Here is a 26,850-nt window from a genome sequence, read left to right on the forward strand (position 1 = left end):
CCTAATCTAAGTCTGGCTTACAAGGTAGTTTTAGTGCAATTAATTATAAAAGAACGTTCCCGAACTACTGCTAGCAGGGATGACGAAATGAGTAACGCAGTAGCACTCTGCAGTCTGGCGATGCTAAACGTGAGCATCAACACCGGCGGCGATTATTTAGAGTATCTCAGACCCTATATTCTAGACGTCTTGGTTAACGATCCTCCAGAGCTGATAACTGATGCAAGTGTCGCAGAAAAGTTGCTAGCTAGATGCGGCCTAAAGATTCCTTCCCGGACTGTCCAAATAATTCTGCAGAGACTCGCCAAAGAGCGTTTGCTTGTAAAAGAATCTGGCGTATTTGTTGTTAGCAGTGAACTGCCCCCTAGCGATTTATCGGCTGCCAGGGCGAATGCTAGCCGACATATTACACTAATAGTAAATGAGCTTATCGGATTTGCCCATAGCAACTCCAACCGCATATTGTCTGAAGAGTCAGCCACTGAAAGCTTAGTATATTTTCTGTCTCAATTTTCTATACCATGTTTGAAATCCTATCTTCGAGGCACAACACTACCGGAAATCAGATCAGGTGCCGACTGGCAAATTTCATTAGTTGGCCACTTCGTAACAGCCCTTCAGGCACAACCAAACTTACTAGATTCTTTTATGATGTTAATGCATGGGCACATGCTGGCGAATGCGCTACTGTGTCCTGATTTGGATTCAGTGACTGATTCATACGCGGGCGTCGTATTCTATTTCGACACACCTCTATTGATTAGGCTACTCGGGTTAGACGGGGAACGAGAGGAGCAAGCAATCAAAGAGATTGTCGCCTTAGTGCAAAGACTGGAAGGACAAGTTCGCTACTTCTCCCATACCTACGACGAGCTAACTACGGCTATAAAGATATCAGCAGACTTCATTGATTCCTATAAAGGTCGAGGAACTATCGTCGGGGAAGCTAAGAAATCAGGCAAGCAAAAATCAGATTTAATCATGATCGCCAGCAGGGCAGCTGAATTGCTGGAACTCCAAGATATAAAGGTTGTGTCGACTCCCTCGTACGGTAAAGAAAATCATAAATTTGAAATATCAGAAGAAGCTTTTTCGGCGGTCTTGTGTGAAGAGATAGAATATAATAATCCTCGAGCCAAAGATTACGACATAAGGTCAGTCCGGAGTATATATGTACTTAGACGGGATACGTCGCCTGTATCGGTAGAGAAAGCTAAAGCAGTTTTAGTGACAAGTAATAGTTCATTGTCTAAAGCAGCGTATGAATATGGAAAAAGCTTTCAAACTTCCCGTGAAGTTTCGACCGTTATAACTGACTTCAGCCTGGCCAATACGGCATGGCTTAAAGCTCCGCAAGGCGCCCCTGCCTTACCCAAAAAAGAAATATTGGCGTTTGCTTACGCGGCTGCGCGCCCGACTAAAGATTTTTGGGACAAGGTTCTGATAGAAGCAGAAAAATTAGAGAGCAGTGGAAAAATAACACCAAGAGAGCACCAACTTATCCGAAGTAGCTATAGCGTGCAAACCGAGCTCACTAGACTTACACTCGGAGTTGAGGCAGCACTGACAGACGAAGGTATCACTGCAACCCTTGCACGAATCTCGGATGAGATTCGTAAAGAAGAGCTAGTTCAGAAGAACATAGTTAACGAAAAACTTGAGCAAGCGAACAGTAAGCTCGAGATGCTTACTGGAAATCTCGACCTGGTGAGGCAAACCATCTATTGGAGTAGTAAATCTAGAGCATCCTTGGAAGGAAGTATTCTCTCTCTAAGTATTTGGACGGGCCAAGCGCTAGTTGCCATTTTCGGATGTTTAAATTTAAAGGATGATACTTCATTAGGATGGTTGATTATTTGTTTGGCAGCAATTAGCGGAGGGCTTAGGGTAGCCGGTACACATTGGGATATTAAACCAGTCAATATCAAACCCCGCTATATCAACTGGAGGTTGAGCAAGCTATACGAGAGGCGTCTGACCAACGTAGGGCTACCGTTCGACGTGGCTCACGAAGAAACCATCAGGAAGTGACGGTTTAACGTATCAAACCGGAGTGATCCAAAAATGACCTTCGGGCAGTCGAAATTGGTCGGGACTGAAGTGAATAAGGAACAAACTCGCAAATTCCGCATCGGCAACCAACGACGAATTGAGCTGTACGCAAATAGCGCTTAGCAAATCGAAAGCGGTTGAAATGTTGCAACCCTATTCGAAGAACCACGCGAACGCCGCGTTGGGCGAGGGCTGGAAGCCTTTTGGCTTTACCTCCGGAACCAATGGCGTAATCTAGGTATTCCGTAAGGCGGCGCCTGAGCCTAAAATGGCAAAGACATTGAGCATCCGCTTTCCGAGCTGATGGGTTACGTCACAAACAAAAAAAGGCGAGGGTTAAGGCATGAGCGGTCAGGACGAAGTAAAGTCTCGATCCAATAAAGCTATGCAGGATTGGGTGGACGGCTGGTGGTTGCGAATCGACGGTCGGTTGCGTGTCTGACTTGCAGCGTTGCGCAACCGGTAAGCGAAAGCTTGGTACCATTTCAGCATCTACCTATTTGCTCACGAACAAGTAGATTCGCCCAACACCCATGGCGCGACTTGGCCAACTGTCTCAGCGGGTAAGCCCCGAAACTATGGCGCAACTAATTTATAACGGCCTGTCGACTTGTTGGTTCAGCGAGGCAAAGTCAGACGGAGACAATTGGATTGATAGTGCAGTTTTCATTAACCCTCAGCCGATCACGCCCTTTATTTTAATCCGGACTTTACCCTAACGAGTGACTATCACGCAGTTTTCAGTCTCGCTGACGGGCTGCTTTTATATTAAGGATGTGGAGATTTCAGCCCATGCGATACCCGACTCTTTCAAGGATACAAAGATTTCGCAAAAACTGAACAGCCTCCATGCCCCCAACAACGCCTAAACATGAGCGAGTTGCACGCCTACAAAATACTAATTGCGCAGCTTTGACAGCTTCTCTCGGGCTAAGAAGAAATTTTTTGCAGCGTTGTAACTAAGCGAATGGCCGCTTCTGAATTCGCCATAAACTGTGCTGCAGTATCTGGTGGTGGGGTAATCGCATGTGTGTGCGCAGCCAGTTGCGTATTCATCTGTCCGATCAACTCCATCAAGTCGCCCAAAAGCTGCAGCACATTGATATCCTCCGACCCTATCCACGTTTTTGGCGCAATTAGTCGCTGGCTGACTGCGGTCATACTATTCCGCAACCCCTGAATTCGCTCCTGCATGTCGCCACCAATTGCGGCATTGTGCGTCTGCCCCACCACCAGATTCAGGTCACGCCCCGTGGCCAGATGCAAGTCGTCCACCGCGCCCAGACTGGCCGAGCCCCCCGACAACAGCTTTAATGCGCCCAGCGCTTCAACGGTCTTACTGCCCCCCACTGATTCGATGCTGTGATCGTCCGTGGTGATTTGGCTGCTTTGGTAGCGCTCGTTGTTGCCTAGGGCATGCACCTCGCGCTCGCTGGCTCGGTCGGTGATTTTGGCATCGGTTTGCCGGGTCCAGTTGCCTTCGGCGTCGGCGCGCTGCTGGACAGCTTCGCAGTGCTGCCATAACTGATCGCCCCTAGGCACTTTGGGCAGGCTCAACCCATGTGGCAGGATCTGCACTATGAACGGCTTGCTGGGTAGCCCGTAGGCAAAGCTCACCACCACCGTGGTGCCTTCGTGCGGAAACCCAAAAAAGCCCGCTTCTTCACCGCCCGCTGGCACCGGCAACGCTACGCCCAGCAGCGGCGGCAAACTTTGATCCGGCTTATCGTCCGGTCCCAGCACCTGCAAGTCCACCGCATAGCGTGGCCGAAAGTCATCACACAGGCCGCTGTCCGCTGGCGGATCGGCCACCCCAATCACGGTGGCAAAGCGCGGCAGGTGGTAGTTTCCGGTCAGTTCCGGAAAGCGGCGTTCAATGATGCGGGTTACGGTCTGTTCCATGTCAGCGACATCTCCGTGCCGGCGAGGATCACGGACGTGACCCGTTCGCCTTGGTTAAGGGTGGCACCCGGCCGCAAACCCGGAAGGGCGGCGACCGTGGCGCTGTGATTCTGGTAGTTGTCCAGCAGCTCGGGCGGTAACTGCAGGGGCGATTTGCTGCCCCAGAAGCTGTCGGTCCAGCTGCCCACGAACACCTGGCCATCGCCCTGCTGCTGCCAGACAAAATCCGGAATACCAAACACCTGCGCCAGGCTGTCCATGGTCTGGATCCCAGCGGCCAGCGAATAAAAATACGGTGTCTTGGTAGTTGCGTAGGTTTTTTGTTCCGGCACCCGAAAGGTCAGCCCGGTCTTTTTCGACACTTCGATCAATACTTCGCTGAGGTTCACATGGCGCAGTCCCATGGGCAGCGGATGGGTGAGGATCGCGGATACTTCGCGGCACAACAGCACCCGCTCGCGGTTGTTGGGTGCCGTGCAGCGCTCCACGTAGCCGACAAAATGACGCTGCAGGGGTTTGTCGTTGTAGCCCAGGTCCAGCGTCACCAGCCCTTTGAGCGTGGCGTCGGCCTTGACCACAAAGCTGGCTCGCCCGGGGCTGCGCAAGTCTAGGCGCACCTCGTCGCTGACCAAGTCATAGGGGGTGCCGTCAACGGTCAAGACCTTGTGTAATTTCATGTCGGGGGCCCCAGGTAGTCATCCATGCGTTTCAGGATCCCTTCAAAGCCGCTCAATGGCGGGTCACCGGAGGCGGCGTGTTCACCGGCCACCGAGGAATCGACAATTACCGTTCCTGGGCCACCCTGCTGCTGCACGGGGTTGTTGGGGCGGCGCATTTCCACCCGCTCCGGGTTGGAGAGTTTTTCAGTCAGGGTAAAATTCACTCGCCACGCGGCCATGGTCTCGTCTTCGCGGGTGCTCAACGTGTCGCTGAATTGCACCTGGCGCATGCCAAAAGCCTGCGCCGTGTCGTTGACCAGGCGGTACGTCTTGAGCTGGCCACCGGCTTCGGTCGCTTCCACCAGGCGCAACAGTTCGCCCAGGTGCAGGCTGTCGCGGTAGGGAATCAACAACGAGACCGACAAGGTCTTGGGCTTGAACCCTTGGTGTGCGCTGTCGGTGTTGCTGGTCTGGCCTGACAAGTCACCGCTTTCGATGCGCAGGTTGGCCACCACTTTGAGCGATTTGCCGTTGACCTTCTGCCCATCGAGCAGCAACGTCATAGACCCACCAGTTCTTGGACCAGGCTCAGGCCTTCCAGCGGACCGACCAACATCAACCCCGCGCACAGCACCCATTCGTGGCCCGGGGCGGCGGCAGCCAGCAAATCGCGGCGCAGCTCGGTGGGGTTACCCGGACCCAGCTGACGCACGAGCATGGAACCGTCCGGACTGGGGTTGGCCAATTGCTGCTTGAGCGCGTCCAGCTGCTGATCGCGGGCCGCGCTTTGCGCCGCCTTGCGTTGGGCCAGGGCGGAAAGATCCCCCAGCGGTGAGCTGTCAGCGGTGTAGCCTTCCAATACCGCCAGTTGCCCGGACAATGTTTGTTTGATCGTCTTGGTCAGCGTGCAGCGCTCTAGGGGCAAGGCATCCCATCGGGGTAACGGGCCCGCGCTGGGCAGTTCCCATTTTTCAATCTCCAGGCGCGACAGGTGCCGGGCACGCTTTTCGGTCCGCACTAGGTCTGGTACCGGTAGCACCGCATTGAACCGCGCCAGAGTCGCGGCTAACTGCTCGACCCCTGTGGACAAAAATAAGATGACCAGGGCGTGCTGTTCACCGGCCAATAGTTGAGTCCCGGAACCGTCCAGCAGCTTGTCGGCCAGCAACTGCACCAGGTTGGGGGCCGACAGGAATCGTTGGTAGCCCTGCCCTTGACCGACACCGGGCTGGAACGGCGTCACCGCAAGACAGGCCGGGGCCTGGCCTAGCTGGCCAGCCAAGGCGGCACGACCCAACTCAACCGCTGCTTTGGCAGCACCGGCGACCGGCCCCGGGGTGGTGGTGGCCAACCCATCCAGATCAGCCAGGCGCAGCGCGGTGCCGACCAATTCCGAACCGGCCAGCGTCTTGGCCATCTCTAGCCCACCCAGCCATTGGGTGGCCTGTTCGGGCCAGCGCAGGGTGACCGGAGCCCAACTGTTGGCCAAGGGCGCGGTCATGCCGGCGGGCTCCAGGCAATGGCTTTCATCGCGACCAGGTCTCTGTCGGCCAGTGCCTGGGCCAGCCGGGTTTTCAGGCGCTCAGCCTGCTGCAGGGTGGTTTGCTTGAAGGTCACCTGGTGCTGGCCCACGCGGTGCAGTTGCTCGGCGCTGTGCTCGATAAACGCCGTGTCGCCGGCCGGGTCGTGACAGGCGCACAATGCGCTCAGGCCGCTTAGGATGGCGCCGGTCAGGTTGACCTGGTCTTCCAGCGCACTGTCGTAGCCAAACGCCGGACCCAGCGCATCGGAATAGAACCCCGACCCGATGTGGGTGGCGCAGCCGCTGTTAATGGCCGCCCGTTTTTCCCCGTACAGTTTGGCCAGCAGCGTGTCAAGGTCATCGACCCATTTGCCATACTTCCACACCTGGCCGGGCCCCGGCGTCTTGACCGTGTAGCCGTGGGGAATCGCGCCCGGGCCGGATAGGGTCAAGGCCTCACGGGAGGCCGTGTTGTAGACGATCAGTCCGTTAAAATAGTCCAGCAACTGCCAGGCCTTGCCGCTCCAACAGGCGGCTTTGAATTCAGGCGCCTCGGGTGGAGGGGTCGTCACGCAGCCACCTGGAATCAAAAACACTTCCGGCTCCAGCGGCGACGGCTCGGCCTCGATCGGGCCGACGTACACACCCAGGTGATTGGTTTGATAAACAATAAGCGTAGTCATGTGCACCTCAGTATTTGACGCAGATCAGAAAGGCGACGTTGCCCGGACGGTTTTCGCTGCCGCCCGAGGCGTGCACCGTGATGCCATGGGCGTGGTTGCCCTCGGGCTGAATGTCTAACCCGTGGCCGTGATCACCTATTGCGTGAGCCGTGCCTACAAGGGTGTGTGCATGCTCACCGGCGGCCTCGGTGACAGTCACGGGACCTACGCCTTGACCGTTGAACGAAGAGGCGCCTTGGGCTCCGGCCCAAGGGCCATAAGTTTGCAGGTTGTGCACATGGTTCCCGGCGTTGTGCGTCGCGCCCGAGACTTCGTGCCCGTGACTGCCTCCGCCACCCACCGAACCGCCGTGGCCGTGCCAGCCCGCCTCGCTCGAGACGGCCCCGTGATCGTGCACCAGGTTCTGGCCTTCCTGTTCGCTGCCCAGCGCCCGATCCGGGTCCAGACCCCGACCGTCATCCAGACCCCGGATAAACCGGCCACGGCTGTCACCCACGTTAAAGGTGGTGTCGCCATCGCCAGCTCCGTAACGAGTGCCAATCACCTCAAAAAGCTTGGCATAGGCGGTGCGCGACACATCCGCACCATTGCGCTTGAGCCAGCCAGTGGGTGCGCTCACCGTATCGAACGCTGCAACCATGCCCACTAGTGAATCACTGATCTGCTGGTTAAGGCGATTGAGCGCGGCGGTGCTGGCGACGATCTCGCTGCTGTTGGTCTCAGGGTCATCGCTGATGGCATTGGGGATCTGGTCCAGCCCCACGTCATCCTTGGTAGTGCCGCGTGCCCGAAGTTCGGGGTAATCGCCCTTACGCGCTGCGTAATGACGGATGACCGCCGATTCAAACGGCTCATAGGTGCGGGTGTCCTGGGGTGCGATGTCGCCCTGGACCATGGCAATCTCCACGCAAAAATGAGCGATGCCGTCGGCGTCGACGTAGTCGTCGAACTTGTCCTGGCTGTAGATCAGGGTCCAGCGCGCCACGCGGTCGTTGAGCTCACGGCCGAGGGTTACGTCCAGCCAGGCATAACCGACACTCGACGGCGGCGGCTCGACCGGCTCGGCCAGAGAGCTGGCCAAGCGGATGCCCTCGACATAGCCCACCCCGGGCAACAAGTGGAAAACAGAGGGTTCGTCTTCCTCGCCGTCTGTTTTTTCCAACCTGAAACCATCGGCAAAAAAGCAGACCCGGCCATACAGATCCCGGTTGTGCAGGCGCTCACGCTCATCAATGCTATTCAGACGCACGGTAAAGTCGTGTTGCCAGGTGCTGGCGTCCACCGTGATCGCAGTCAGGGCCTGTGCCCCGTCGAACACCACCAGGAAGTTGCGGGTGACGTTGTTGCCGATCTGGTGCGGCGGGATGTTTTTGCGCTTTTGCTGCAGCGGCACATAGGCCACCGACAGCAGCACATCTTCCTCGGTTTCCAGACCGATCCAGTTCCAGTCAAAGTCGCCGATATCGCTGCCCAACATCAGGCTGTAGATCACCTGATTGGGGTTGACGAAGCCGCGCTGGGTGATCGCCTGGCTGTACATGATCTGCTCGGGGATTGGTTTTAGGCCGTCGCGGTCCACCGGTGCGTCCGGGTCCAGATCCGGTACCAAAGCGATGACAAACCGCACGACATTGAGGGTTTCACCGTCAGCCTGCTTTTGTGCAATCAGGCGTTCCCCGGCTTTGGTGATGGCAGCGCCCATGAGGCGAGTACTCCTGAAAAAAAACTAAAAACTAGAGGGTCGCGATCAGCGTTTGCTGGTCGTCGTTGAATTCGGCTACGCCGATTAGCAAGGTCACCGGGGTGATGGTTACAAAGTCATAGCGCCGGCAGGTGCGGCCGTACTGGCGCACGATCACCCGCAGCAGCTCGGGGTTTTCCGACAGCTGCGAATCACTGAGCTTGAGCAGCACCACGTCCCAGTCGCGCTCGGGCAGGCGTTCGTCGATCTCGACATAACCCACACCCAGACGATTGAGGATGCGCATCAAGCCGGCGGTGGACCCTGCGTCAATGGAATTAATAAAAGCGAACTTGACCCGGATCCGGAACAGGCTTTCGGGCTCACCGCGAAAACGGCTGATGTCCCGTTGCCAGGCGAGCAACTGCAAAATGGTCAGGTGGCAATGTTCAGCGTCCAGCTGTTGCAGCGGCCACTGCAACCATCCCTCGACGGTTTCCCACCAGACTTGGGCGGCGGCCTTGAGCTTGGCCAGCTCGCCGGCACTGAGCCAGAACGGCAAGTCGAGCTTAAGCATCGAGCACCACCGACAAGGTCTGGATCCGTGGAATGTTCAGCTCCGACAGGATGTCGCTGTTGGCAAACTGCAGCGATTCAATCTGTTGGAATTGCTCGTGCAGCTCTTCGCCCAGACGGCTGAAGGAAAAGCGCGCCTGGGGATAGGTCAGGCTGGGCTCATAACCGCTGGCGGTGTTCTCGCGAAAGGCGGCGCGGATGAACTGCTCGACCTGGTCCTGCAGCGTTTGCCGTTGTTCGTCCGTAAGGTTGGCCCATGGCCAGAGGTTCAGTGCAACATCGTGTTCGGTCTCGGGCATGACCAGGACCAGCAAGTCATCGCCGTGGCCATGGTTGCCACCTTCGCGCAGGTAGGCATTGATCGTGGCCAAGTACTCGTCCGCCGGCACACCGGCTTCAAACAGCACAAAGGCATTGGCACTGCCCGGGCCACGCGGGGCGCCGTGCTCAAAGTACACGCCGTCCGGACGCACGCCGGCGAAGCTGGCGATCATCGCCCGGTACACCGCGTCGGTGTGGTACTGGTTGACCGCCGAGAACTGGTTGCGGGTGCGCAGGCGCAGTTGCTCGTTGGGTTCGCGGTCATCGCCTGGCTGAATCAGCCAGGCCTCGGTGTTGACCACCTGGGCAATGCCCGGTACCGGTACCGGCAAGATGGCGTAATAGCCCGGCGCCAGGTTGAACCCGCTGCCGGCCTCGAGCGCTTCGACCGGGATGCTCAATTGGCTCTCACCGTCGACAAAGCTGCCCACGGCGGTGGTGCGCAGTTCAAACACCCGGTCGTTGATCGCGGCCGACTGCACGCGGGTGCCGATGGCCACGTCCAAAGCGCCGGCGGCGGAGGTCCGGGTAAACAGCAACTCGCCCTGGGCTCGGGTACTGTTTTTACGCTCCACGTTCACCGCCCAGGCCAGCAGGTCCAGCCAGCCATCCACCGCGGTCTTGACGAAGAAGTTAGGCAGCACGGTACTGACCACAAACTCCAGTAGCCACAGCACCGGCTGGGTGACCAGCGCAGTGACCACCCGCCAGAACGGCGAATAGGCGCCAGTGTTGCTGAGTCGGCAGCCCTGGGCGGTGACCTCCTTTTCCCAGGCCTTTTTTAATTCTGCCTCGGTCACCGGAATGCCGGCGTCACGTAGTGCAGCCTTGAAATCCACGTCTTTACTGTCGTTACTATCGCTCACAGGGTCACCTTGATGTGGCCAAATTGCACGGTGGTGGCCGTGACCAGGTACACACCCGGCTGGGCCGGATCAGGTAAAAACATCCGCGCCGTGCCGGGCACCAGGCGCACGTCGACCTCCACCTTGAGTTCGATTTGTTGAATACAGTCGCGCTGCCGGAGGCGGTCGCGCTCGGCGACCAGAGTCACCAGCAAGCCGCTGTCGCGGATCAGGTGCGCAATGTCCTGGGCGATGCTGGCCCGGTCATCGATCATCAGCGGCTGATTTGAGGGGTCGAGCACCAGGTCGTTGTCGACGATCCACAGGTCGATGTACTGGCTGTCGTCACGTAGTCCGTTCATCCGGCCATGTCCATCAAGCCCTTTAGCTGGTGCGGGGTCATGGGCTTGTTGTTGTAGATGGTCTGGTTTTCTACGCGCACGCCCTGGTTCTGGGTGTTGCTGTTCTGAATGCTGGTCAGCAGGCCACCGGGCGGCACGGCCGAGGCACGGTTGGGTGATAACGAGGGAATGGCCGCGTTGATGGTCTGCTGGGCACGGCGGGCCGCGTCCAGGCTGTCCAGGTTTGGTCCCGCCGGCAGCTCGCCAAAGCTGGCCTTGATGTCCACCCCGGGGATTTTGTTAAGCATCGCGATGAGGCTGTTGATGGCGTTATGAAAGATCGCCACAATCCCGTCCCACGCTGCTCTGGCCATGCCCGACCAGCCGCCCATCGACTCGAACCAGCTGGACAGCGCACCGAGCTGATCACTGACCCAGGCGAACGCCGCCGACTCCATCAGCGCGCCGGTCCACTCGTCCCAGTAATAAATGGCCGCCACGATGACCGCGACCAGGGCGATGATCCCCAGTACGATCCACGTCACCGGGTTAGCCATCAACGCGGCGTTGGTCAGCCAGATGACGCCCTGCCACAGGGCCATGGCGGTGGTCGCCGTGCGCAGCCACAGGACCAGCACCGCCATGCGCATCCACGATAAAGTTGCGGCCGCCGCATTGGCGATGTAGGCCACGGTGCTGCTCCAGGACGCCTTCGCGAGCAGCTTCCAGAGCATCAAAATGGGCACAGCGGCGGTGCGCCAGACGCCAAAGACAAAGGTCATCAAGGCGACGCCGGCGGTCAGCGCAACAATCCCGAGGATCGTCAGGCCGATCACCCTGGTCAGGTTGGGAAACAGCGTGGTCCAGCGAATTACCGACAGTCCGCCAGCGGCGAGCTGTTCAATGATCGGGCTGAGCGTCGGCAGAAGTTTTTGCCCGAAGACTATACGCACCGCCTCGACGGCGCTGGCAAAGCGCTGCCACGGGTCGACCATGGCATCCGCCATACCCTTCGCCTGGTCTATGCCCTTGACCTTACCCAACTGGTCGATGTTGTTGGCCAAGCCTGCGGTGTCGTTCATCAAGAGCTTGATCAGGCCCACGGCCTCATCAGAGCCAAAGGCTTTTTTCAGCACATCGGAATCGGCCACCGTCAGGGTGTCGCCAAACTTCACCTTGAGCTTGTCCAGGATACTGAGCATGGGCAGCAGCCGGCCCTGGCTGTCGGTGAACTTCATGCCCAGTTTTACCTGGGCACTGCCCACGCCGGAGAGGAATGACTTGTACTTGGTGCCGGCTTCGCCGCCGCTCATGGTCGACTGCAGTTGGCCCAAAATGGCCATCTGTTCGGACAGGCCGACGCCGGCGGAGGTGGCATTGGCGCCGATGCCGGTAAAGGCCGCGCTCATCTGCGAACCGGTAGTCTTGAACATCTGCACTGCCAATGCGGTTTGTCCGGTCAGGTTCTCGACCCACTCGCCCTTGCCCATGACGTCGGCTTGCTGCTTGAAGATGCCGTACATGGTGCCGACATAGTCGGTGATGGTGGCCGCATCGGCTTTGGTGGCCTTGGCCAGCACGTTGGAGGCGTCGGTAAATGTTGCCAGCTGCGTGCCGGTCAGACCTGCTATCGCGCTCTGAATGTCATAGGCCGAGCGCACGAAAGCCGTGGCGTTTTCACCGTAGGCAACGCTGAACTGCAGGGATTTGGTGTTAAGCAACTCCAGCGCATCGCCGGCCACGCCCAAGCTTTTCACCTCGCCCAGCGCCGCATTTTGCGCCAGTGCTGGCGCCATGGCGGACTTGAGCGAATAGGCGGTGCCAATCAGGCCGGCAAGCCCCACGCCCATCTGTTTGATGCCAGCCTGACCCTGCTGGCCCAGCTGGCTGAAGCTGGCGTTAACCCGCCCCAATGGCTGACTGATCCGGTCGACCAGGCGCAGGACAAAGTCCAGTTTGCTGGTGGTGTTAGCGCTCATAAGACTGATCGCTCATTGACGCTATGCAGAATGGGTCTAGCCCATACCGGTGATGTGCATTGAAGCTTCGGGCTAGGCCGTATTAAATTAATACGCACCCAGACTCGATGGGGTGAAACGTGGAACGTTCCACGCATTGCAATTAGGAGAAAGGCCAGCATGGACAGCACAGCACGCAATGCCGTGGTCGATTTGATCATCGCCAGCGACACCCTCAACAGCTTCGTCAAAGAAGCCATCGCAACATTGAAGACCGGGGCGCCGTATCCGCTGGAAGATGAAGTGCGGGACGAGCTGCGACAGAGCATGGCGCTTATGTCGGCGACCCTAGCGGAGCTGTAGCCATTCATTCTGGAGACCATTGGCTGGTTTAACAGGGAGGCCCGAAGGCCCGTCTTGTATCTGGTGTGATTCATCGAACTGACCTCCCGGGCGAACCCATCCGGTGTTATTGCGGCTAGCTGGCCAACGCCATATCGGCTGAGGCTGCCACGGCCAAGCGTTCGTGGCAGATCGTCACGTTGTGCTCTAGCATTTCACTGCCCAGCCAGTCGTACCCTTCCGTCGCGGCCGCAACCAACGTAGTGCCCGATCCGGCAAACGGGTCGAGAATGACGCCACCGCGTTCGCAGATCTTCACCACGTCTCGCATCAATGCCGTAGGTTTGCCGGTCATGTGAAACTTGTCGGCACGCAGCACGGGATGACGAAACACGCCGGGTAAGACTGACGCCTTACGATCCAGCGGCATGGCGTCCTTGCTGCCCCAGATGATGTATTCAGCCTGGGAGCGGAACCGGCCCGACTGCGGGCGAACGCCTTCGGTCTTGTCCCACACCGCAATACCGCGCCAGGTAAACCCGGCCGCCTGCAGCGCATCGGTGGTCAGCGGCAGCTGCCGCCAATCACTGAACAGGCACACCGGCGCGCCCGGCTTTAAAACGCGGTACGCCTCGGACAGCCACAGCACGTACCAGCTCAACTGTGAGCGTTGGTCCCGGTTATCGCCGACAAATTCTGCGTAGGCCTTTTTCTGCCCACCTTGCACGTACTTGGTCGACGGTGACTGTTGCCGGGTAGCGGCGTGCAGTCCGCCGCTTGAATAAGGAGGATCGGTGATCAAGGCGTCGACGGACGCCGTTTCAAGCGTGGCGAGAAACTTCAGGCAGTCACCTTGGTACAGGTGGTTTTTACGGGTGTGCGACATGACTTAATCCTTAACCTTTGAGTGCCATGGAGATGCCGTTAGCCACGGCGATCTCCATACGTTTCCAATGTTCGTCTTCCAGGTACTTGGCCGTGCCCAGGTTGTGGGCACTGGGTTCAAGGCCCGGCAGCCAGCGCTCGACCAGGGCCATCAACTGGCCCAGGCCGCCCTCGCTCAGACGCTCGGCGCGGTCGAGGGCTTTTTTACGACGATCTCAACGTCCGGCGCGTACTCCTCGAGCAAGGTGCCCGCCAGCTGCATGGTCAACACCGGGTTGCGCAGCAACGGGCGCAGCGCGCCCAGGTGCTCGGCGATCACGGTGTTGGTCAGCAGGTTGTTGGACGGCGCCACCTTGTTGTTGGGGGTCACCGCGTTGAAGTACTTGGTGACGTCGGCCGGGGCCAGGGTGAAGGTAAAGTCGGTGTCGCCGATGCTCAGGGTAATGTCGCGTTTGTCAGTCATGGCGTGGATCCGTTCAGAGGTGAAAAGGTGGGTGAAGTCAGCGCAGACAAACCTGGCGCACATGGTCTTGCAGACCAAGAATCATTTGCCGACTGAGGGCGAGCTGATCTTTGAGGGTGAAATAATCCGGTCGAGCGTCTGCTGTGAGTTCGGCGCTGGCTGCATCAGCCAGGCGGCCGGTGCTGGGGTCAGAGGGCACTGCGGCGCTGCAGGTGGCGTTAACGCGCAGCCGCTGACGGCCATCGTCAACAGCGCGGCGCAGCCCATCGTTTTCAGTGCGTTCATCGTTCAGTTCCTGGGTACGTTGAAGGTCAATCGCGTCACGGGCGGCCAGACGTTCGCCGCTGAGCCGGGCCGCTTCGCGCACGCCGGTCAGTTCATGCACGGCGCTGTCGCGTTCGCGTTGGGCGGTGCCCAGCAGGTCAGCGCCGATCCAGATCAGCAGCCCCACCAGTAACGGGATCAAGGCATAACGGATCACAACCCCACCTCGCACAATTCACCTTCAGCCGCTCGACGCTTGACCAGGCCGGCCAACGGTTTACCGCCGGCATAGACCCAGCGACTCAGTTCGGTACAGGCGCCCTGGGCGTTGCCGTCATTCAACTTGCGCAGCAGCGTGGAGCGGGCGAACTGGCTTTCACCGACGTTGTAAACAAACGAGCCCAGGGCGGCGCGACGGGTCTCGGGTAATGGCACGCGTACCTGTCGGTCAACCGCTGCCAGGGCGCTGTTCAGCTCCTGTTCCAGCAACTGGTTGCACTGGACAGGCGTGGCCACGTCGCCCAGGGACACGCCTCGGGTGATGCCTTCGCAAAGGGTGGGGATGCCGACCGGGTCCAGGTAGGCCACCAGTGAGCGGCCTTCGAACCATGTCACCAGGGCGCCGGCCATGCCCATGCTGCCGGTCAGTGCACCGATGATGACCTTCTGGCGTAGGTTCATGGCCATAGCACCCGCATCAGCACGGGGCCGAACATCTGCAGAATGGCCCACAGCGTGCTGGCCACGGCCAGCGCCCAGGTGATCCTGGTGCTGATACCGGACACCACGCTGGTCAGTTTTTGCTGGCCCACGTTGAGTTCAGACAGCTGACCCGACATGTGTTCGAACTGTTGTTCCAGCTTGGTGACCCGTATCGGCACCGATTCGTGCCGGTTCTCCATATGAGTCAGGCGGTGTTGAATGACTGCCATATTCTGCTCCAGGCTGGCCAGGCGTCCGGACTCTGAACTCGCCTCACCGAGGCTTGGCCATAGACTGTGGGTCATCGGCGGTTTCCTTTCTCGAAAGTGGTCTGGCACGGCACACAACGGACGATCGCGCCCATTGCCTGGCGCCGTGCAGGGATCTTGTCGTCACACGTCAGGCAGTGGCTGCGGCTCGGCCCCGAGGGGCGCGGCCGGGCCAGCAGGCCCTCAATCGACCGCTTGCGCTCCAGCTCCTCGATCACCTGGGCGTCGTCGAGCCAATCGGCCATCAGCTGAACCCTTCGGTTTCGGTCGAGTCCAGGTACGGCACGCCGTTGATGCGGATAAAGTCTGGACTGGTGACGTCGAAGGCCACCTTGTGCGTGGACTTGCTGCCGCCCTTGGGATCGATGTCCAGCAGGCCGGCAATCTTGAGCTTGCAGCCGAAGGCTTCCACCCGCAGTTCATCGGTCGCGGTCTTGGCAAAGAACAGCACGTCAAAGGCTTCCAGCTTGCGAAACGAGCCTGCGCGGCCGGCGGCTTCGATCAGCAGGGAAAAGTTGGTACTGTCCAGCTCGAACTCGCCGCTGGCCGCCACGTCGCCGTCCACGTGCCCGTCAGGCACGCCTCGGGTCTGGGCCACGGCGCTGTTGTCGGTCAAATCCAGTGAGGCTTTTTCGATGTGCACCTGCAGGTCGCCCAAGGTGACGTCGAAGTTCATACCGCTAATGCGTGACATGCTGCTTTCCTCTTACTTTTATTACTCGTCATCGCCCAAGGACAAATCCAGCGCGATGTTGGCGGTCAGGTCCTTGGGGCAGTTGTAGGGGCGGACCATCAGGTAGGCCTCAATCGCGGTGCGGCTTTTCCACACCAGGGTGATGTCGCCATCTTTGGGGGGCTGGATGTCGCCGGGAAACACCAGACCGGCAAAGCTTGCTGAACGCGACATCTCGCGCAGCGGGCGCATTAACTTGAGCTTGGTGCTGGCCATGCTGTTGGGGGTGCTGTTGACCGTGCGGTCCGCCACCAGGCGAATCAGCAAGATCCGGATCAGGCGGGCCGCCTTGTCGACAATGCGCAGGTTCTCGATCACCGTGAAATCGCTGCCCGGAGCGTCGAGCAAAGTGGCGTCACCCCAGAACATGCCGGGGTAATCGGCGTAGGACTGCGGCACCGAGAGGCGCGCCTTGTCCAGTTCACTCAAGACCGCCGAGGACAACGCCTGGCCTTCTGAGTCGGTCGGCACTGGACCCAGGGCGACCAGCGCACCGGTGGCCACCCGCATCGGGCTGTCGGCAATGCTCACCTGAGCACTGGCCAAACGACCGGCCAGCACACCCAGATCATTGCCGTGCAACTGCGGCACCAGCAGCACCCGAGGCGCGGCCACATTCGCTGTCAGGGCGCGTTGTTCAATCAGGTACTCGGACCACTCCTGATCCTTGGCGATGCCAATCGAGCAAGCCATGACAAACAGGCGACGCCCGTAGCGGTTGCCCAGGGCGATGGCGGCGGCGTGCAGGGCTTCCAGTTCCGCCGGGGCGTCCACCGGCTTGGTGATGATCACGGCTTCAACCGCCACGTTAGCGTCTTGCGCCTGGTCCAGCGCCGCTTGCCACTCGCCGTCGGCAGCCAGAGGCGCGGCGGTGCAGGCCCAGCGGTCACCGCCGTTAAAGCGCGCCGCGCTGATCTGGGTCTTGAGGTCCGAAACCGCCTCACCCAATTCAATGTCCAGGTCGCTGTCGGTGTTCAAGGCCAGCAGCTTGCCGACGTTTTTCGGCGCCGGGCCGATGAACAGAAAATAGCGCTCAATCGCCGTGACCGGGCCTTGGCCCAGATTCAGGTTATTGACGCTGACGTTGCCTTGAGCCATGGGAGGTCTCGCTATCGGGGGGCGTTAAGGGTTTGCTGCAGCACGGTGCTCAACACCTGGCGCACGTCCTGGGCAGAAGCGCCCAGCACGGCGCGCGCCGGGAGCACCACGTTCCAGCTGTGTCTTTTGGGGGTCTTGCCTTGCAGCTGGGCCAGGATCAACCCGGCCTGTCCGCTCTTGAGGTGTTCGACGATCCAGCCCAGCGCCGGCCGCTTCCGGCGTTTTCCATTCTTTCCACTGCGCACCTGATAGCCCGCCTTGAGCAAACCCTTGGCCTGCTCACGGGTGGCCGGGGCGGCGTAGTCCGGGGCCTTATTCTGGCGGCGCAGACGGGCCGGGGTCATGGTCTCGGTCTTGCCGGCCTGGTGTTCGTCGGCGATGCGCGAGGTCACGCGGCTCTTCCAGCCCAGAACGGCGCTCTCGCTGCTGACACTGACCACCTGCAGGTTTTTGCCCAGGCCGCTCAACAGCTTGCGTTTGCTGCCCCCGTTGCGTGGCGCGTAGGCCGTGCCGTCCAGGTTGCGCTGGGCGCGGATGCGTTGCCGGTTCGACGTGCGCAGGCGCTTGGCGGCGGTGTTCAGCAGGCGCCGACGCTGGGCTGCTGACAAGGCCAGCAACTGCAACTGCTGCTGGGCACCGACCAGTCCACGCACATCAAAATTAAACATCGGCTGGCTCATGAATCACGGCCCCCTGTTCGGCAATCCACAGGTCATAGGGGACAAAGGCCCAGCGTTTGCCAAATGCTTCGAACTCGCCGTTGTCGTCTTCCGCCAGGTGCTGCGGCTCGATGAAATCCAACTGCAGCTCGACGTCGGCAACGTCCGGGTCCAGTTGGTCAATCTCAAAGCTGGGCGGGGCCAGGTCATCGTCTTCACGGTTGACGTCGTGCAGTTCGAGCCAGTACCCCACCAGGGCCATGAGGCGCGCCGGATGATCGGCAAAACGCTCAAGTGATATGACCGCCCGATAGTGCATGTCGCCCATGTGCAAACCCTTGTCGGTGGGCTTCCAGCGCAGCGGTAAGGTGATGTGTTCGGCCCAGCTGTCGAGCTGCTCGGGCAGCACCACGCGGCGCTCGATCAAGAAGGCGGTCAAGGCCCGCAGCTTGTCCATCAGAGCAGCTCTGCAGTGATGCGCGAACGGCCCTGAATCAGGCGCACCGCTTGTTGGCTGAACGCCAGAAAGGCCGCCGCCGTGTCCGGGGCTTCCTTGGCCAAGTTCTCGGCCGACTCGCGGCGCACCACGGTGACGAATTGGGCCAGCAGGTAGGACTTGGCGCGGCAATACACGGCGCGCTTGTAGCTCAGGACCATCAGTTCTCGTCTTGGCAGCAGCACCAGGTCGGCGGTCGCGAGGGTATCGATACCCAGCGCCTGCCAACGCAGCTGACGCCGGCACAGGTCCAGGTTGATTTCGCCCATGGCCAGGGTAATGCCGTCCACCAGCAACTCGACCAGGTACTCCGCCGGCAGCCGATAACCACGTTGAAATTCAGCCACGTCCAGGTCCGGCCAAAAGCCGTCATTGGCGATCGGCTGATCAATCAAGGTGGTGGGCCTGCCCGAGAAACTCATACCGCCGCGCTCCAGGAACTAAAAAAAGGAAAATGGCTTACAAATAAAAAATAGAGCGGGGAAACGATGTCACGTGAGGCGGACCACTCAAGGCGACTCAGGTCGATCGTTCCCCGCTGGGGGGGGTAGTCTTTTTTAATCGGCCTGCTGTTTCTTGAGGGCCTTGTGCGCATCGTCCTGTTTGGTCTTCACACCGATGCCAGGGTACAAATGCGTGGCCCGCTCAAAGTGGGCAATGGCCTCGCTCCAGCGCTCCTGGTCAAAGGCGATCAGGCCGAGCAACTTGTGGTAGCGCGCAGGGATTTTTTCGAACAGTTGCCACTCGCCATCGACACGCGGCAGCAGTTGCGACAGGTACGGCTCCGGGCTGCGCCCGGCCTTGTACTCGGCGTCAGCCCAGTCGGCCACGGCGTCGCCAATGAAGGTCGGGATGTCGCGCTTGAAGCGCTCGGGCATGGCCTGGTTCTGTGCCATGGCAAAGTCGGCCAGCTCCAGGCCTTGCTCAAACTGCTCGGTGTCAAACAGCCAGACCAGCACCTGCACCAGTACCGGGTTGGGGTGGTTCAGGCCCGACTCGTGATAACGCTCCACGTACTCCAGGTACTTGGGCAGCAGCTCTTCACGCTTGAGGCGCTGGCGGGCTTCCATGGCGTTCAAGTCCGAGAGCCTGGCGCAATCCACGGCCAGGGCACTGGTCATCAATGCCAGGTGTTTTTGTGCATTGGCGGGACCGGCCAGCGCTGTGGCCGGGGTGTACGGCGTCCCGACGGCAGCGGACCCGTGATCGAGCACGCGGCGTTTGTGTTTCAGGGCCAGGCTCATACGCCGAACTCCTCAGGAACATCAGGTACCAGTGGCGTCACGAACTCGACGTTGCGCGGTTCAATCGCGGCAAACTTGCCCAGTTGCTCGATCACATAACCCTCGTTGCGAGCGTTGTAGTCCTCGATCTGCGAGCGTTTGGGGTTCTCGATGATCTGGCGGCGCCAGCTGGTGTCCTGAAAGTAGATCGACAGGTTGTCCCAACTGGTGACCACCACGCCGGTGCTCGGAAAGTGCGGGCACGTGAACGTCGGCAAGCCGCCATACGTGGCGATGACCTGCGCCTGCTCAATGCGCTCCTTCTCTGTCGGGGTGTCGCCCTGGGCGGCGTACAACTTGCCCTTCTCGCGGGCCAGCATATCGCGGCCAATGATCGCGACCAGGTCGCCGCCGTCGCGGAATTCTTCGTCGATCATCAACGAGACGTCAAAGACCAGGGCGTCGAGGTTGGCGTAGTCACCCCCCACGCCGATCTTGATTTTCCATTGGGTCTCGCCACTTTCAAGAATCTGCTGCGGGGCCTGCTCGCGGGCAATCTGCAGCCAGCCCTTGTTCACGTCCTGCAGCAGCGGGTTGGCAATGCGGTCGGTGTTGGCGGCAATGCTGGTGCCATTCCAGCCGATGATGATCCGGTCCAGACCGATCTGCTTTTGCACTGCGGCGGCATAGCGCTTGGCAAAATCGGGGAACTTGGCCCAAGCATCGATCGTGGCGTATTTGAGCGCCACGTCGCTGTGGGTGTCGAACAATTCGTAACCCAGGCCGTCAAGGCCCAGCACGTTGTGCGCTTCGCGGTCGGTGGTATTGGTGTTAGTGCGGCCGGTCACGGTGCCATTGACGCCCAGCATGACTTTCTCGCCCTTGATCTCGCTGACCGGCAACACATTGATGCGCTGCAGGAAGGCCGAGCTCAGGGTGATCTTGTCGTTAAGGGTCTGGGCATGGGTCGGGTCGACATTAAAGGCCTGGCGCACGTCCTCCACGGCATAGGTGGAGGCGATGGCCAGCGCCAGGGTGCTGAATTTCAAACGGGCGGTTGTGCTCAGGCTCATCAGTACACGGCCTCGGGTTTTTCATCGACAGCGCCGGTGACCAGGGGCACGTGTTGGCCTTGGCCCTGGTTGAGCGCGGTGTTGAACAAGTGGGTGAGCGACTGCAGTGAGCCTTGCAGCTCACTGAATTGTTCGGCGGTCACGCCGACACCCGGCGCGGTAATCGTTTCGGCGACGGGAACAGCGGGAGCGATGGGAGCAGCCGGCTGAGCGGCAAACGTGGCCGCGCTTGTTTCGAGGCGGATGGCCACGGTGTCGAGCTTGGCCACGGCGGCAGCAAAGACCTCGGCGGTTTTGGGGTCCATGGAGGAGTTCTCTTCAAAGGGAGGAGCGAGGGGGTTGGCTTGAAACAGGTTCATCAGGCGGGCAAAAAACTTGAGCTCAGTGTCACCCGCGTCGCCCGTCCCAGCAGGCATCAGGTCACCCAGTGGCTCGACGTTGGCAAAGTGATTGCCGGTGGCGGCTTTGCGGGAAAAATGCAGCGGCTCGGTACCGAGGCTCGCCGGTTCATCAGTGACCGCCAGGCCGCACAGGTAGGCCTGGCCGCTGTCACCGAAATTCGGCTGAATTTCCACGCTGCTGAAAATCTTCTGGCCGTCCTTGTTCAGTTGGAGCAGCCGATCGTTGGGCTGCAGTCGGGCGAACAACGCAACGTGGCCACCGTCGAGCTCTTCGGCTTTCACCTGGGCGACGGTGCCCATGCTGCCAAAATAGCGAATGTGCTCGTACCAGATGGTCGCGGTGTAGGTCGCGGGGTTGTAGCTGGCCGCCATGTCGCGCAAATCCTGCGGATCGATGGTGCGACCGTCGGCGGTCTTGCCGCTGGTAGCGACACGTTTCCAGTCAGTAATGAGGGTGCGGGGCATGGGGCCAAATCGCTCGGTGTGGATCTAGTGGCCGCCACCATAGGCAGCTGTTTCGACCCAAACAATCGACTCAACTCCGTGTTTCACCTATTCCCGGGAAGTAGGAGGAACGCGGATTTTTAGCGCGGGTTTCCGGGCGTTGGCCTGCCTAAACTGCGGCCCATGCCCTACGCCCCCGAAGTCAAAGACGCCGCCAAACGCCTGTATTTGCGCCGCTATAAGCCACGCGAAATCCAGGCACAACTGCACCTGCCCAACATCCGCATCGTCTATTACTGGATCGCCAAAGGCGGTTGGGATGACCTGCTCACGGATGAAGAACCGTTGAGCGCGGTCAGCCGGCGCATCACCCTAATCCTGGAAAAGAAAGAAGGCCTGGCCAAGGTCGACCTGGACGAACTGGATCGGCTGATCCAGGTACGCGGGCGCTTGCAGACCCAAACGGCCAAACCCGCCCCGCGCCCTGCAGACGACCTCGAACCTCCCCCGGTATCGCAGCAACGCCGCGATCACGCAGACCGCACCCGCCGCCATGATCGGGACACCCAAAAAAAAGAAAAAAAGAAGACTTTAAAAAACGATATCTCGCACCTGACTGAAGTGGACTTTCTGGAGAAGTTCGTCAGTCGGCTGTTTGGCTACCAAAAGGAGTTGTTTGCCGCCAAACAGAACCCGCTGACCCGGCGCATTCGTAACGTGCTCAAGGCGCGCCAGACGGGACTGACCTATTACTTTGCCGGCGAAGCGTTCATGGACGCGGTGTTGACCGCTGACAACCAGATGTTCCTGTCGGCCAGCCGGGCCCAGTCCGAGATTTTTCGTAACTACATCATCAAGTTTGCCCGCGAGTGGTTTGGTTTGGAGCTGACCGGCAACCCGATTATCTTGAGCAACGGCGCCGAGCTGCGGTTCTTGAGCACGAACAGCAGTACCGCCCAAGGGCACCACGGACACGTATATGTGGATGAGTATTTCTGGATCCGCGACTTTGAAAAACTCAACACCCTGTCCGGGGCCATGGCTACCCACAAAAAGTGGCGCAAGACGTACTTCTCAACCCCGAGCGCGGTCAGCCACCAGGCGTACCCGTTCTGGACGGGCGACACGTTCCGCCGTGGCAAACACAAGGCGGCGAGTCAGTCGTTCCCGAGCGCGGAGGAGTTACGCCGGGGCACGCTGTGTCCGGACGGTCAATGGCGCAAGGTCATCACCATCCACGACGCCATTGCCGGCGGCTGTGATCTGTTCGACCTGGAGCAACTGCGCCTGGAGAACTCCGACGACCAGTTCAACCAGCTGTATTTGTGCCAGTTCATCGACAGCACGCAGAGCGCGTTCAACTTGGCGGACCTGGAGAAGTGTTACTCGGACCTGACCCTGTGGACCGATTACAACTCGGACCCCAAGTGCGATCAGCCCTTTGGCAATGCACCGGTGTGGATTGGATACGACCCCAGCCGCACCCGCGACGACGCGTCGTGCGTGGTGGTGGCGCCGCCGCTCGAACCAGGGGGCAAGTTTCGGATTCTGGAAAAGCACTCCTGGCGCGGTCACTCGTTTACCTACCAGGCGGCGCAAGTCAAAAAGCTCACCGAACGGTTCAACGTGCAGCACATCGGCATCGACATCACCGGGGTGGGTTACGGGGTGTTTGACCTGGTACGGGACTTTTACGCTCGGGCCACACCGATCCACTACAGCCTGGAAACCAAGAACACCTTGGTGCTCAAGGCGCAGGACACCATTCAGGGCCGACGCATTGAGTGGGACGCGGACTGGAACGACATAGCCTCGGCCTTCCTGACCATCAAGCGTGGCGCCACCGGCAGTGGCCAGATCACCTACAGCGCCTCACGCACCGACGCCACTGGCCACGCGGACGTCGCCTGGGCGGTGATGCACGCACTCGCCAATGAACCCCTCAACATTCACAAAAAGCGCAAAAGTCGCTGGTCAACCGTAGAAGGCACCCATGCACGATCACACGCAGGACAATCCGGCGAATCCGGTTCATCAGGGCTCCGCGCCCAACGACAAAAACCAAAAGACGCGGGCCTTCAGTTTTGGAACGCCCGAGTCGGTGCTGACCAGCAACATGGGCGACTACCTAGGCGTGTTCGCCAGCGAAGACGGGCGGATTTACACCCCACCGGTGTCGCGGATCGGTCTGGCCAAGCTGCTGCGGGCCAACGCGCACCACGGCACCATCCCCCGGTTCAAGCGCAACCTGCTGCTGCGTAATTTTATTCCGTCCGCCGGCTGCAGTGCTCATACCATGGGCCGCGCAGCTTTGGACTTCATGGTGTTTGGCGAGGCGTATTTCCAGCGGCTCACCAACGTGATCGGCCAAGTCCTGGAGCTGCGGCATTTGCCAGCGATTAACATGCGTCGAAAAGTGGGGGGAGACTTTGTGATGCTGTTGCCGAACGGCAAAGAGCTGCACTTTGAAAAGGACCAGGTCGAACACGTGATGGACTACGACGTGGAACAAAGCATTTACGGAGTGCCCGATTACCTGGGCGGGATGCATGCCCTGCTGCTCAACGAGTCGGCCACCTTGTTCCGGCGCCGGTACTACAACAACGGTGCCCACGCTGGTTTCATTTTCTACACCAACGACCCAGACCTGTCGGAAGAGGATGAGATCAAGCTCAAAAGCCAGATCAGTGCCAGTAAGGGAGTCGGTAACTTCCGGTCGATGTTTGTGAATATTCCGGGCGGCAGCGACAAAGGTATTCAGATTATTCCGATCGGCGATATCGCCACCAAGGACGAGTTTGAACGGGTCAAGACCATCACCCGCAACGACGTGATCGCGGCTTGGCGGATGAACCCGGCGCTTGCTGGTGTCATGCCAGAGAACGCTGCCGGCTTTGGAGACATTGAAAAGATTGACCGGGTCTACACTAATAACGAAATTCGTCCCATCAGTCAGTTATTTAATCAGCTGAATGGGACGTTACGGACCGACAGGCGATTCGCTTGGAAAGATGCTGAAACCATATAACCAACACTACATGTAGCGCTTGGAAGAAAGATTAACACTACATATTGTGGCAGTATGGAGGCATTGGACGCCCTGGGGAGGGACACAATGCGAGTCGAATGCAAATGCGGGCACAAGGGTCGGATCGCTTCCAGGGAGAAGTTATCGACGGAGTTTGCGAAGCTGTACTGTCAATGCCTCAACGCAAAATGCGGACACACCTGGGTCGCCAACTTGACCTTTTCTCACACGCTGAGCCCGTCAGCCGAGTTATTTGAGAGAGTGCTGCTCGATCATTTGAAAGAGATGCCCAGAGCAAAACAGAGGGAACTGTTCGAACAGCTTGGGGCGCAAGCGGGCGTGTGAGATGCAAACCGCCGACCCAGAACGTCGGCGATGGAAAGAACGAAAATGGTTCGGGCAAAACGATTGTCAGCGGTCTTTTGATCTTTCTGAGTGAGCGGCAAGTACCTCAGAAAGCCTGCGGAGCTGACCTTGATCCTGTCCACTCAACGTTCGGTAAAAGCCAATTAGACGGCGTTCTGCTTTGGTGAGCCCAAACCATTCGAACTCGCCAAACCCAAAGCAAACGAGCAGTTTTTTGATGCGATCCAACATGCTTGGTACTCCATGACTGCATTGCTGAATCAGTGTTTTGGAGTAAGAGAGCACTAATGCCCAACACGCTTTTGTTACGAGTTAAGTCATCCTTTAGCGGCGTCATCTGCCATGGCTCTCAAAAATCGACGTATCGCCTTCTGATCATCGTCCGGAATGCTTCTGTACTGGTTAATCAACTCCTCCTCTCCAGCTGTAATCAGTTGGCCAAGTGGCGTAGATCTGCGCCCGGTCAACACAAAACCAGCGTCCACACCGTTTTCCTCAAGCGCAGCGACGTAGCGAAGGTCGAGCGAGTTAGCCCCCAATTCATAGTTCTTTTGCGTGCCCCTACTGACTCGCAGAAGTGCTCCAAACTCCGTTTGAGTCAGTCTTAAACGCTCTCGTTCTTCCCGAAGGCGTTCACCAACCTGATCCGCTATGAGCATTTTTTTAATCACCAGCATTGACATGAATAAATTTTTGACCAAGAATCGCCACAGAGAGACGCAACCAAACACAACTCAACAGAGTACGCACTATGCCCGCCACCATTACAGCCGAGCAAGCCCGTGAGGGTCTGAATTACAAAGGAATGAGTATTGCTGAGTTCAGCCGCAAACACGGACTGAACAAAAATTTAGTCAGCGACCTATTGAACGGCCGGATCAAAGGTCGCCGTGGGGAGGCGCATCGCGCCGCCGTGCTACTCAGGATCAAAGACGGCGTAATCGAACAGTAAGCGCACTTACTAGCAGGGAACAGCAGAACATGAAAAGCCCCATTCTAAATACACGCCGGCAAGTCGTTAGCGCGATCATCTGCAGCTATCCAGGCGGACGAGAATGCGCAGCAGCCCGTATCGGCCTGGCGTTAAAGAAGTTTGATAATCACGCCTACGAGAACAATAGCAGTCGCCCTTTGACTGATACCCAGCTCTACCAGCTAGAGCAGGAAGCAGGCACACAGTATTTCCCAAACTACGTTGCAGCAATGTACAGCGGCTTGTTCGTTCCTGTTGCGGAGCCAGACACTTTGGATAATGTCGAGATGTACACCCTCTCTGTCCAAACGGCCGCAAAGCGTGGATGCGTAGACACGGAAATAGCCAAAGCGCTTGAGGATGGTTGCATCAACGATATCGAAGCAGAACAGATCTTCAATGCACACAATCTTCACATGGCAGCCCGTCACGTCGAGGTGCTTGCTGCGATTGATCTTTACCGTAAAAAGTCAGGGCCTGCTCAATGAACGGTCTACCTGCGGTCCAGGAATACCAAGACATGCTGAAAGCGTCCGCACTTTCGTTTCTAAAGCGTCATCAAGGCGAGCATTTGGGGGAACCGGTAAAACTTCTGGATCGAGCAATCAATCACCTGGTTTCTAGCTTTAACGAAACTGAATCGGCTGCGATCAAGCTTGTGTCATTGGCATTTATCGACCTGACTGGAATCTCACTTCGTCAGCGTATTGACTTGGACTACAGCACCGATACCACCGTCGTTGTGCGTGATCCGGTCAAGGGTCTGAGCTGGGCCATCCCGGTCGACCTGATCTATGACCGGATCATCAAGGCGCCGGATGCTGGGCGTCTTCGCTTAACTCTCCACTAACACCTACCCCAACAAACCGCCCGCCCCACACCCTGTGGGTA

At 58.8% G+C, this 26,850-nt stretch carries 35 protein-coding genes; 8 read left to right on the forward strand and 27 right to left on the reverse strand.

The window, feature by feature from the left end; all coding sequences use genetic code 11:
• Positions 1-120 precede the first annotated feature (120 nt).
• The gene (locus RHM65_RS22185; RefSeq protein WP_322185365.1) at positions 121-2,031 is read left to right on the forward strand and encodes a hypothetical protein; all 1,911 of its coding nucleotides are present in this window, start codon (positions 121-123) and stop codon (positions 2,029-2,031) included.
• A gap of 951 nt (positions 2,032-2,982) precedes the next feature.
• On the opposite strand, the gene RHM65_RS22190 is transcribed toward RHM65_RS22185, so the two are convergent.
• From RHM65_RS22190 to RHM65_RS22235, 10 genes are read right to left on the reverse strand one after another with little or no spacing between them, the layout of a single operon-like run.
• Positions 2,983-3,954, reverse strand: a complete 972-nt coding sequence (locus RHM65_RS22190) for a hypothetical protein (protein WP_322184003.1) — start codon at positions 3,952-3,954, stop codon at positions 2,983-2,985.
• Positions 3,939-4,631, reverse strand: a complete 693-nt coding sequence (locus tag RHM65_RS22195; RefSeq protein ID WP_322184006.1) for a hypothetical protein — start codon at positions 4,629-4,631, stop codon at positions 3,939-3,941. Before RHM65_RS22195 ends, RHM65_RS22190 begins: the two co-directional genes overlap by 16 nt.
• Entirely contained in the window at positions 4,628-5,176 is a 549-nt protein-coding gene (locus tag RHM65_RS22200) for a DNA-binding protein (protein WP_322184008.1), read from the reverse strand. The genes RHM65_RS22195 and RHM65_RS22200 overlap by 4 nt, the downstream gene beginning before the upstream one ends.
• Positions 5,173-6,114, reverse strand: a complete 942-nt coding sequence (locus RHM65_RS22205; protein ID WP_322184010.1) for a hypothetical protein — start codon at positions 6,112-6,114, stop codon at positions 5,173-5,175. The genes RHM65_RS22200 and RHM65_RS22205 overlap by 4 nt, the downstream gene beginning before the upstream one ends.
• The gene (locus tag RHM65_RS22210) at positions 6,111-6,818 is read right to left on the reverse strand and encodes a hypothetical protein (RefSeq protein WP_322184012.1); all 708 of its coding nucleotides are present in this window, start codon (positions 6,816-6,818) and stop codon (positions 6,111-6,113) included. The genes RHM65_RS22205 and RHM65_RS22210 overlap by 4 nt, the downstream gene beginning before the upstream one ends.
• Before the next feature lie 7 nt (positions 6,819-6,825).
• Positions 6,826-8,520 carry a phage tail protein gene (locus tag RHM65_RS22215; protein WP_322184014.1) on the reverse strand — a complete coding sequence of 565 codons (1,695 nt, stop codon included), beginning with the start codon at positions 8,518-8,520 and terminating at the stop codon, positions 6,826-6,828.
• A gap of 31 nt (positions 8,521-8,551) precedes the next feature.
• Positions 8,552-9,076, reverse strand: coding sequence for a phage tail protein (locus RHM65_RS22220; RefSeq protein WP_322184016.1), 525 nt, complete (start codon positions 9,074-9,076; stop codon positions 8,552-8,554).
• Complete coding sequence (locus RHM65_RS22225) at positions 9,069-10,262, reverse strand: baseplate J/gp47 family protein (RefSeq protein ID WP_322184018.1); 1,194 nt, start codon at positions 10,260-10,262, stop codon at positions 9,069-9,071. The genes RHM65_RS22220 and RHM65_RS22225 overlap by 8 nt, the downstream gene beginning before the upstream one ends.
• Positions 10,259-10,603 (reverse strand): DUF2590 family protein, encoded by a 345-nt coding sequence (locus RHM65_RS22230; protein WP_322184020.1) that lies wholly within the window; start codon positions 10,601-10,603, stop codon positions 10,259-10,261. Before RHM65_RS22230 ends, RHM65_RS22225 begins: the two co-directional genes overlap by 4 nt.
• Entirely contained in the window at positions 10,600-12,561 is a 1,962-nt protein-coding gene (locus RHM65_RS22235; protein WP_322184022.1) for a phage tail tape measure protein, read from the reverse strand. Before RHM65_RS22235 ends, RHM65_RS22230 begins: the two co-directional genes overlap by 4 nt.
• A gap of 159 nt (positions 12,562-12,720) precedes the next feature.
• Between RHM65_RS22235 and RHM65_RS22240 the strand changes: the two genes are divergently transcribed.
• Positions 12,721-12,903, forward strand: a complete 183-nt coding sequence (locus RHM65_RS22240) for a hypothetical protein (protein ID WP_322184024.1) — start codon at positions 12,721-12,723, stop codon at positions 12,901-12,903.
• 115 nt (positions 12,904-13,018) lie between these two features.
• Here RHM65_RS22240 and RHM65_RS22245 read toward each other — a convergent pair whose 3' ends face one another.
• The 15 genes from RHM65_RS22245 to RHM65_RS22315 form a co-directional block, all read right to left on the reverse strand.
• The gene (locus RHM65_RS22245; RefSeq protein ID WP_322184026.1) at positions 13,019-13,768 is read right to left on the reverse strand and encodes a site-specific DNA-methyltransferase; all 750 of its coding nucleotides are present in this window, start codon (positions 13,766-13,768) and stop codon (positions 13,019-13,021) included.
• A gap of 10 nt (positions 13,769-13,778) precedes the next feature.
• On the reverse strand, positions 13,779-13,919 hold the full coding sequence (locus tag RHM65_RS22250) for a DUF6890 family protein (RefSeq protein ID WP_322184028.1): 141 nt from the start codon (positions 13,917-13,919) through the stop codon (positions 13,779-13,781).
• 23 nt (positions 13,920-13,942) lie between these two features.
• Positions 13,943-14,230 carry a putative phage tail assembly chaperone gene (locus RHM65_RS22255; RefSeq protein ID WP_322184030.1) on the reverse strand — a complete coding sequence of 96 codons (288 nt, stop codon included), beginning with the start codon at positions 14,228-14,230 and terminating at the stop codon, positions 13,943-13,945.
• 37 nt (positions 14,231-14,267) lie between these two features.
• Entirely contained in the window at positions 14,268-14,711 is a 444-nt protein-coding gene (locus tag RHM65_RS22260; protein WP_322184032.1) for a lysis protein, read from the reverse strand.
• Positions 14,708-15,175: a lysozyme gene (locus RHM65_RS22265; protein ID WP_322184034.1), complete on the reverse strand. Its 468-nt coding sequence runs from the start codon at positions 15,173-15,175 to the stop codon at positions 14,708-14,710. Before RHM65_RS22265 ends, RHM65_RS22260 begins: the two co-directional genes overlap by 4 nt.
• A complete protein-coding gene (locus RHM65_RS22270) occupies positions 15,172-15,501 on the reverse strand; it encodes a hypothetical protein (RefSeq protein ID WP_322184036.1) in 330 nt (109 codons plus the stop codon). Before RHM65_RS22270 ends, RHM65_RS22265 begins: the two co-directional genes overlap by 4 nt.
• The gene (locus RHM65_RS22275; RefSeq protein WP_322184038.1) at positions 15,498-15,710 is read right to left on the reverse strand and encodes a TraR/DksA C4-type zinc finger protein; all 213 of its coding nucleotides are present in this window, start codon (positions 15,708-15,710) and stop codon (positions 15,498-15,500) included. The genes RHM65_RS22270 and RHM65_RS22275 overlap by 4 nt, the downstream gene beginning before the upstream one ends.
• Positions 15,710-16,159 carry a phage protein gene (locus RHM65_RS22280; RefSeq protein WP_322184040.1) on the reverse strand — a complete coding sequence of 150 codons (450 nt, stop codon included), beginning with the start codon at positions 16,157-16,159 and terminating at the stop codon, positions 15,710-15,712. The genes RHM65_RS22275 and RHM65_RS22280 overlap by 1 nt, the downstream gene beginning before the upstream one ends.
• A gap of 21 nt (positions 16,160-16,180) precedes the next feature.
• Positions 16,181-17,296, reverse strand: a complete 1,116-nt coding sequence (locus tag RHM65_RS22285) for a DUF2586 domain-containing protein (RefSeq protein WP_322184042.1) — start codon at positions 17,294-17,296, stop codon at positions 16,181-16,183.
• A gap of 11 nt (positions 17,297-17,307) precedes the next feature.
• Complete coding sequence (locus RHM65_RS22290) at positions 17,308-17,976, reverse strand: phage virion morphogenesis protein (RefSeq protein ID WP_322184044.1); 669 nt, start codon at positions 17,974-17,976, stop codon at positions 17,308-17,310.
• Positions 17,957-18,412 (reverse strand): phage tail protein, encoded by a 456-nt coding sequence (locus tag RHM65_RS22295; RefSeq protein WP_322184046.1) that lies wholly within the window; start codon positions 18,410-18,412, stop codon positions 17,957-17,959. The genes RHM65_RS22290 and RHM65_RS22295 overlap by 20 nt, the downstream gene beginning before the upstream one ends.
• Positions 18,412-18,873 carry a head completion/stabilization protein gene (locus RHM65_RS22300; RefSeq protein WP_322184048.1) on the reverse strand — a complete coding sequence of 154 codons (462 nt, stop codon included), beginning with the start codon at positions 18,871-18,873 and terminating at the stop codon, positions 18,412-18,414. The genes RHM65_RS22295 and RHM65_RS22300 overlap by 1 nt, the downstream gene beginning before the upstream one ends.
• A 135-nt stretch (positions 18,874-19,008) precedes the next feature.
• The gene (gene gpM / locus RHM65_RS22305) at positions 19,009-19,695 is read right to left on the reverse strand and encodes a phage terminase small subunit (protein ID WP_322184050.1); all 687 of its coding nucleotides are present in this window, start codon (positions 19,693-19,695) and stop codon (positions 19,009-19,011) included.
• The gene (locus RHM65_RS22310) at positions 19,692-20,747 is read right to left on the reverse strand and encodes a phage major capsid protein, P2 family (RefSeq protein ID WP_322184052.1); all 1,056 of its coding nucleotides are present in this window, start codon (positions 20,745-20,747) and stop codon (positions 19,692-19,694) included. The genes gpM and RHM65_RS22310 overlap by 4 nt, the downstream gene beginning before the upstream one ends.
• Complete coding sequence (locus RHM65_RS22315) at positions 20,747-21,613, reverse strand: GPO family capsid scaffolding protein (RefSeq protein ID WP_322184054.1); 867 nt, start codon at positions 21,611-21,613, stop codon at positions 20,747-20,749. The genes RHM65_RS22310 and RHM65_RS22315 overlap by 1 nt, the downstream gene beginning before the upstream one ends.
• Before the next feature lie 162 nt (positions 21,614-21,775).
• Here RHM65_RS22315 and RHM65_RS22320 point away from each other — a divergent pair, with 162 nt between their 5' ends.
• From RHM65_RS22320 to RHM65_RS22330, 3 genes are all read left to right on the forward strand, one after another.
• Positions 21,776-23,854: a terminase large subunit domain-containing protein gene (locus RHM65_RS22320; protein ID WP_322184056.1), complete on the forward strand. Its 2,079-nt coding sequence runs from the start codon at positions 21,776-21,778 to the stop codon at positions 23,852-23,854.
• Positions 23,766-24,620, forward strand: a complete 855-nt coding sequence (locus tag RHM65_RS22325) for a phage portal protein (protein WP_322184058.1) — start codon at positions 23,766-23,768, stop codon at positions 24,618-24,620. Before RHM65_RS22320 ends, RHM65_RS22325 begins: the two co-directional genes overlap by 89 nt.
• 87 nt (positions 24,621-24,707) lie before the next feature.
• Positions 24,708-24,965, forward strand: a complete 258-nt coding sequence (locus RHM65_RS22330) for an ogr/Delta-like zinc finger family protein (protein ID WP_322184060.1) — start codon at positions 24,708-24,710, stop codon at positions 24,963-24,965.
• A gap of 66 nt (positions 24,966-25,031) precedes the next feature.
• On the opposite strand, the gene RHM65_RS22335 is transcribed toward RHM65_RS22330, so the two are convergent.
• On the reverse strand, positions 25,032-25,217 hold the full coding sequence (locus tag RHM65_RS22335) for a hypothetical protein (RefSeq protein ID WP_322184062.1): 186 nt from the start codon (positions 25,215-25,217) through the stop codon (positions 25,032-25,034).
• A gap of 86 nt (positions 25,218-25,303) precedes the next feature.
• Positions 25,304-25,645: a helix-turn-helix domain-containing protein gene (locus RHM65_RS22340; protein WP_322185367.1), complete on the reverse strand. Its 342-nt coding sequence runs from the start codon at positions 25,643-25,645 to the stop codon at positions 25,304-25,306.
• Between the two features lie 92 nt (positions 25,646-25,737).
• On the opposite strand from RHM65_RS22340, the gene RHM65_RS22345 reads away from it, so the two are divergent.
• Genes RHM65_RS22345 through RHM65_RS22355 form a run of 3 tightly spaced genes read left to right on the forward strand, consistent with a single transcriptional unit; the run spans position 25,738 to position 26,809 of the window.
• Positions 25,738-25,938 (forward strand): DNA-binding protein, encoded by a 201-nt coding sequence (locus tag RHM65_RS22345; RefSeq protein WP_322184064.1) that lies wholly within the window; start codon positions 25,738-25,740, stop codon positions 25,936-25,938.
• Between the two features lie 29 nt (positions 25,939-25,967).
• On the forward strand, positions 25,968-26,447 hold the full coding sequence (locus RHM65_RS22350) for a YmfL family putative regulatory protein (RefSeq protein WP_322184066.1): 480 nt from the start codon (positions 25,968-25,970) through the stop codon (positions 26,445-26,447).
• Positions 26,444-26,809: a hypothetical protein gene (locus tag RHM65_RS22355; protein WP_322184068.1), complete on the forward strand. Its 366-nt coding sequence runs from the start codon at positions 26,444-26,446 to the stop codon at positions 26,807-26,809. The genes RHM65_RS22350 and RHM65_RS22355 overlap by 4 nt, the downstream gene beginning before the upstream one ends.
• The last annotated feature ends 41 nt before the right edge of the window (positions 26,810-26,850 follow it).

The sequence above is a fragment of the Pseudomonas sp. CCI4.2 genome, from assembly GCF_034350045.1.
GTDB lineage: Bacteria > Pseudomonadota > Gammaproteobacteria > Pseudomonadales > Pseudomonadaceae > Aquipseudomonas.